Below are 6,380 nucleotides of genomic sequence, written 5' to 3'. Positions count from 1 at the left end.
GAACATGGCTGTTATGGCTTATAATTTGATGAGCCTTTTTAGAATTGTCGTGATTAACTCGCCAAAGAAACATATGCTGAAAACGATTCGGATGAAGTTTTTGGCCATACCCGGATATATTCAGAGATATGCCGGTAAAAAAACTTTAAAACTGGCGCTGGCGCTAAAACACAGATCTGCTTTTTTAGCCCTCTGGAAACGAGCCAGAGATCCTAATATTTCAATCTAATAATATTTCTAACGACAAATCTGGGATTAAGAGCCCGTCGGATTTTCTATTCCAAGTGAGTAAAAGTCAAGCTAAAATATTTTATACAGCCTTTGAGTTTTTGTACCTTTGTAATGGGGTGTCTCTACATGGAATAAAAGAGATTGCTGTAAGAGGCGCTTTAGGATGGAGATTGACCTTCATACTGTAAGGAAAAGGGCCTATTTATCGGGCTCTGTTTACGGCCTTGTTTCTTGAATGTCTGATGTCGTTTGACTCAATTCGATTGACTAATTGAATCATGATGAACAGCATCGCATTGAGATAATAGGTCATGATGGCTGAAGTACAGTGTGGTGAAAGGGAATGGTGATTGACAAATAGTTTCAATCAGACAACTTTGAAGTAATTCCGAATAGCTTCTTAAAGTTTTTAATATAGTACTGCAACTGAGAGGTTGGAGGACAACATAAATAAAGTTATGAGTGAAAATTTGCCGGTTGTAACATTAAAAGGGGTGAGCATAAGGAGGGGAGATCATCTTCTTCTTACTGATTTTGATCTGACTGTTCACGAAGGAGATTTTATCTACATTACCGGTTGTGTTGGAGCCGGTAAAAGTTCTATTCTGAAATCTTTATATGCTGAGATTCCTTTTGCTGAGGGGAAGGCAGAGGTTGTAGGGTATGACATGATGAAAATCAAGCGTCGTCATTTGCCTAAGCTTCGTCGCCAGATAGGGATTGTTTTTCAAGATTTTCAATTGTTGTACAATTTGACGGCTGAAGAAAATCTTGACATTGTCTTGAGAGCCATCGGAGTTTCAAAAAAGGCTGAGCGTATCAAGCGTATCAAGGAGGTGCTCGAAAGGGTTGACATGTCTAACAAGGGCTATAAGCGTCCTCACGAACTTTCCGGTGGAGAACAGCAGCGAATAGCCATAGCTCGAGCATTGCTTGGTCGGCCGAAGTTGATTTTAGCAGATGAGCCTACCGGCAATTTAGATCAAAAGACGGGGTTTGAGATAACTCGACTTTTGCATGATGCCGCACAAAAAGATCATGCCGCTGTACTGATGGTAACGCATAACAGAGCTTTGATTGATCATTTCCCGGCTCAGGAGTTAGTGATAGGGTGCGAATAGTTATATCCTTTTATTCGCATGGATAATATTGGTGCGATGGACACCCTTAGTGATAAAGTTTTTAACATAACGCGTTAAGGAGAAAACTACTTTGAAAGTATTGAAGTTTGGAGGTACATCAGTGGCCTCTGCAGAAAGAATAGATAGTGTAGCACAGTTAGTTAGCTCAGGAAGCAAACCGGTAATTGTTGTATTGTCTGCGATGGCAGGCACAACAAACACGCTGGTTGAGATTGCCGGTCTTTTGCTCAAGGGTAAGCGAGCTGAGGCGAAGGAGGTGATAGATCGTCTTTATCAAAAATATCAGACAGAGCTTATAAAGCTATTCTCTAAAGAGAGTAGTCGAAAGATAGCAGGTGCTGCAGTAGAGACCTCCTTTGGTCTAATGCGAGAGTTGAGCGAGAGAGACAATTTCTCACTGTTTGAGGAGAAGCGCATCTTGGCGCAAGGCGAACTAATGAGCACAGCTATGATGCATCGTCATTTGCTTGATATGGGCATTAAGTCTCATATTCTGCCTGCCCTTGATTACATGAAGACAGATAAGAATGCCGAACCGGATCTCAAGTATATTACCGAACATCTGCGCAAACTTATTAAGATGGCTCCTGCTGATACAGAGATTTATGTTACTGAAGGTTATATATGTCTTAATGCCTATGGCCGTGTAGATAACCTTAGAAGAGGAGGAAGTGATTATACTGCTTCACTGGCAGGGGTGGCAATCAGAGCTGAGGAGATTCAGATCTGGACTGATATTGACGGACTGCACAACAATGACCCTCGCTTTGTGGATAAAACAAGCCCGGTAAGGCGGTTGCATTTTGATGAAGCGTCGGAACTTGCCTATTTTGGGGCGAAAATTTTGCACCCCACTTGTATACAGCCGGCTCGAGAGCACAATATTCCCGTGCGACTGCTTGACACACTACATCCATCTCTTCCCGGTACGTTTATCTCTTTGGATACAGAGAAGGATGTCATCAAAGCTGTTTCTGCCAAAGACGGTATCATATCGATTAAGATAAAAAGTAATCATAAGCTGGTGTCATGGCACTTCCTTCGTAAGGTATTTGAGGCCTTTGAGACCTATTCGACAGTCGTGGATATGGTCACAACGAGTGAAGTGGGTATTGCGTTGACCATTGACAATGATGATAACTTGGAAAATATCGTTTCAGAATTGCAAAAGTTGGGAGTCGTTTCCATTGAGCGTAACCTAACCATTATCTGTGTCGTAGGTGATATGATGTGGGATAATATTGGTTTTGAGGCTAAAATTGTGGATGCGATAAGAGATTATCCCGTTAGGATGATTTCTTATGGTGGAAGTAATTACAATATGACGGTTTTGATCGATGAGAAGGATAAGAAAGACGTACTGCAAGCTCTTTCTTCCAATCTCTTCCAATAACACTCCTAATTGATTGATTCATAGGAGGAGAAATAGAGCCAATAGGACCACTACAAGAGAACTCTTTATATAAAGATATACCTTAGATAAATAGATGAAACCGAATTATAAGTTACAACCTTGGGTGAAGCTTATCAGACCTTTTACACTTACGGCCTCGTTGAGCCCTGTGCTTGTGGCTGTGATGTTGGCAATAAGAGACCATTCGTTTGATTGGATTGACTCTCTTTTGTGTATCATTGTGGCGCTTGCCGCACAGATAACAAGCAATATTGCCAACGAATATTTTGACTTTACCTCTAAAACAGACGACAAAGAGAGTTTAGGTCCTAATCATCCTATGTCTATGGGCTGGCTAAGCAAAACGCAAGTGAAGGGGGCTATGGTTGTGTCTATTATGATAACAGCTTTGGCAGGGCTCGTGCTATGTTATCTTCACAGTTGGGCATATCTATTGCTTGGGGTGGCAGTTTGTCTTGGAGCTATAGGTTATAGTGCCGGTCCTTGGCCCTTTTCGAAGCATGGTCTGGGTGATCTTGCCGTATTCCTATTTTATGGTATTGTGCCTACCTTCTTTACATATTATTTGCAGGCGGGAAGATCATATACAGATATATGGCTGTTGGCAGTAGGGATGGGTCTAATCTCCGATTGTATATTGATTGTCAACAATTATCGTGATTATGAAGATGATCGACAAAAGGGCAAAAAGACAATCATTGTTATGTTTGGAAAAGAGTTTGGCCCGAAGCTCTACTTTACTTGTGGGGCACTCTCTCTATTGCTCTTATTTCCATTTGCCAAGATGAAGGGATTCATCTTACTATGCTTCTATATATTGATATTTACCTCCAATTTCCGTGCTTTGAAAACAACAGAAGGAAAGGCTCTAAACAAAGTGCTGGCAAAGACAGCCTTGATGGTTTTGGCCTATGCTTTGGTGGCCTCCTTGTTGCTTCTGCTTGAGATGTGATACCATTGTATTGCTAAGCTGACTTTGAGAATGTTGAAAAGGCAAGGTGAAAGTTTGCTCTCGTATTTGTAAGAATGTCACTTTGTGCAACATGTTGTTATTCCCTAAATATGAGTCGCTTGTCTTGTTTTGATGTGCCATATAATCTATCCAAAGGGACGTCGGACTTGCGTGTGCCATAGAGAACGTGACACTTTTGTCAAGAATAGATTAGTCTTAGGGCTCTTGTCGCTTTGTCAAATTTGTCATTACTACCCTTGATGTCTATAGTCCTTACCTATTATATACTACAATAATAGAGGTTCTTTGGTTGTTATTTTCTCTTTTTAGTCTGTTTTGGCACAGTACTTGCTTAACATAGGGCAGATGCTTCTTTGAGTAGTGTCACAAAACAAGTAATTAATAAACTTAAAAATAGAAATATAATGACTATCAAACCTTTAGCAGACCGCGTGTTGGTTCGCCCGGCTGCAGCAGAAGAAAAAACAATTGGCGGAATTATTATTCCTGATTCAGCAAAGGAAAAACCTCTCAAAGGTGAAGTGATTGCAGTAGGCAATGGTACAAAAGATGAGGAAATGGTCTTGAAAGCCGGAGACAAGATTCTTTTCGGCAAATATGCAGGTACAGAGATTGAAATTGACAATGAGAAACTTCTCATTATGCGTCAGTCTGATGTATTGGCTACATTATAATTGTATAACAAGTAAAATATTAAAACCATCATGGCTAAAGAAATAAAATTCGATATGGATGCTCGTCAGCTCCTTAAGAAGGGTGTTGATGAACTTGCAAATGCAGTGAAAGTTACACTTGGACCTAAGGGTCGTAATGTGATTTTGGATAAGAAGTTTGGTGCTCCACACATCACAAAAGATGGTGTTTCGGTAGCAAAAGAGATCGAACTCGAAAACGCTTACGAAAATGTAGGTGCACAGCTTGTCAAGGAGGTTGCTTCTAAGACCAATGATGATGCGGGCGATGGTACTACTACAGCTACTATCCTTGCTCAGAGCATTATCAATGTTGGATTGAAGAATGTGACAGCGGGCGCTAATCCGATGGACCTTAAGCATGGTATCGACAAGGCTGTGGCAGCTGTTGTAGAAGACATCAAGAAGCAAGCCGTAGAGGTGGGTGATGACTTCGAGAAGATTGAACATGTTGCTAAAATCTCTGCCAACGGAGATGAGCAGATCGGTAAGTTGATTGCTGATGCAATGCGTCGAGTTAAGAAGGAAGGCGTGATTACAGTCGAAGAGGCTAAGGGTACAGAAACTACCGTAGATGTAGTAGAAGGTATGCAGTTTGACAGAGGTTATATCTCTCCGTACTTTGTTACAAATACAGAGAAGATGCTTGTCGAAATGGAAAATCCATACATCCTTATCTTCGACAAGAAGATTTCTGTATTGAAGGATATTATCAACATCCTTGAAGAGGCTCTTAAGACAGGACGTCCTCTACTTATCATTGCGGAAGATATCGAGAGCGAAGCATTGGCTACATTGGTCGTAAACAGACTGCGTGGTAGCTTGAAGATTTGTGCTGTCAAAGCTCCTGGCTTTGGTGACAGACGTAAGGCTATGCTCGAAGATATTGCTACCTTGACAGGTGGTGTCGTAATTAGCGAAGAGACAGGTCTTAAACTTGAGTCTGCAACACTTGATATGCTTGGTACAGCAGAAAAGGTTACTGTAGACAAAGACAATACAACAATCGTAAATGGTGCAGGCGAAAAGGCTAAGATTGCTGATCGTGTAGCACAGATCAAGGCTCAAATCGAGAATACAACAAGCGACTATGATCGCGAAAAACTTCAAGAAAGACTTGCCAAATTGTCAGGTGGGGTAGCTGTTCTTTATGTAGGGGCTGCATCTGAAGTTGAGATGAAAGAGAAGAAAGACCGCGTAGATGATGCTCTTTCTGCTACTCGTGCTGCTATCGCTGAGGGTACTGTTCCCGGTGGTGGTACTGCATATATTAGAGCGATCCAAGCTCTTGATAATTTGCAAGGAGTCAATGTAGATGAAACAACCGGTATTAAGATTGTTAAGCGTGCTATAGAAGAACCTCTTCGCCAGATTGTGGCAAATGCAGGACTTGAAGGTGCTGTGATTGTACAGAAGGTAAAAGATGGTAAGGGAGACTTTGGCTACAATGCTCGTGCCGAAAAGTTTGAGAATCTATACGACAGTGGTGTCATTGACCCGGCTAAGGTATCTCGTGTAGCTCTTGAAAATGCAGCGTCTATCGCAGGTATGTTCTTGACTACAGAATGTGTAATTGTGGATAAGAAAGAAGAAAATCCAGCACCCGCAATGCCGGCAGCCGGTATGGGAGGCATGGGCGGAATGATGTAATTCATTTGATCAAATAGATAGTAACCACATAAGTAAAAGCCTTGTCGCATCGAGCGGCAAGGCTTTTTTTTATTAATAAAGGCTTATTTGATATCTTAAGTTTATAGGGCGATTTGAATTTCCAATTTGAAAAAGGGAGAAGATGCTTATATGATATGAACCCCAAAAGTTAGACTCAAAACTTTTGGGGTTTATTTATGGAATCAAACAAAAAGAAAAGACGAAAGCATAGTTATTATGATCGTCTCCGTTACATGCATATGTTGGAGGAAGGATAT

General features: G+C 41.2%; 5 protein-coding genes and 1 pseudogene. All 6 read left to right on the top strand.

Translation table 11 applies throughout. The annotated features are described in order from the left end of the window. Nucleotides 1-229, top strand: a pseudogene (locus tag ACFO3G_RS04170) (hypothetical protein); the annotation flags it as partial. Between the two features lie 460 nt (nucleotides 230-689). After that, on the top strand, nucleotides 690-1,352 hold the full coding sequence (locus ACFO3G_RS04165) for a cell division ATP-binding protein FtsE (protein WP_380078267.1): 663 nt from the start codon (nucleotides 690-692) through the stop codon (nucleotides 1,350-1,352). A 91-nt stretch (nucleotides 1,353-1,443) separates the two neighbouring features. Next, entirely contained in the window at nucleotides 1,444-2,766 is a 1,323-nt protein-coding gene (locus tag ACFO3G_RS04160; RefSeq protein ID WP_380078265.1) for an aspartate kinase, read from the top strand. 94 nt (nucleotides 2,767-2,860) lie between these two features. Further along, on the top strand, nucleotides 2,861-3,739 hold the full coding sequence (menA, locus tag ACFO3G_RS04155; RefSeq protein WP_380078263.1) for a 1,4-dihydroxy-2-naphthoate octaprenyltransferase: 879 nt from the start codon (nucleotides 2,861-2,863) through the stop codon (nucleotides 3,737-3,739). Nucleotides 3,740-4,164: 425 nt separating this feature from the next. Further along, complete coding sequence (locus ACFO3G_RS04150) at nucleotides 4,165-4,434, top strand: co-chaperone GroES (protein WP_380078261.1); 270 nt, start codon at nucleotides 4,165-4,167, stop codon at nucleotides 4,432-4,434. A gap of 30 nt (nucleotides 4,435-4,464) precedes the next feature. Further along, nucleotides 4,465-6,102, top strand: coding sequence for a chaperonin GroEL (gene groL, locus ACFO3G_RS04145; protein ID WP_380078259.1), 1,638 nt, complete (start codon nucleotides 4,465-4,467; stop codon nucleotides 6,100-6,102). Nucleotides 6,103-6,380: the final 278 nt, after the last annotated feature.

The organism is Falsiporphyromonas endometrii (assembly GCF_042654485.1).
Lineage (GTDB): Bacteria > Bacteroidota > Bacteroidia > Bacteroidales > Porphyromonadaceae > Porphyromonas > Porphyromonas endometrii.
The sequence above is the reverse complement of the archived record's forward strand: the minus strand, read 5'-3'. Positions and strand labels throughout refer to the sequence as shown.

What these genes read in the sequence shown, in the direction of transcription:
- groL (WP_380078259.1), top strand. Translation starts at nt 4,465, where the DNA reads ATGGCTAAAGAAATAAAATTCGATATGGATGCTCGTCAGCTCCTTAAG.
- ACFO3G_RS04150 (WP_380078261.1), top strand. Translation starts at nt 4,165, where the DNA reads ATGACTATCAAACCTTTAGCAGACCGCGTGTTGGTTCGCCCGGCTGCA.
- menA (WP_380078263.1), top strand. Translation starts at nt 2,861, where the DNA reads ATGAAACCGAATTATAAGTTACAACCTTGGGTGAAGCTTATCAGACCT.
- ACFO3G_RS04165 (WP_380078267.1), top strand. Translation starts at nt 690, where the DNA reads ATGAGTGAAAATTTGCCGGTTGTAACATTAAAAGGGGTGAGCATAAGG.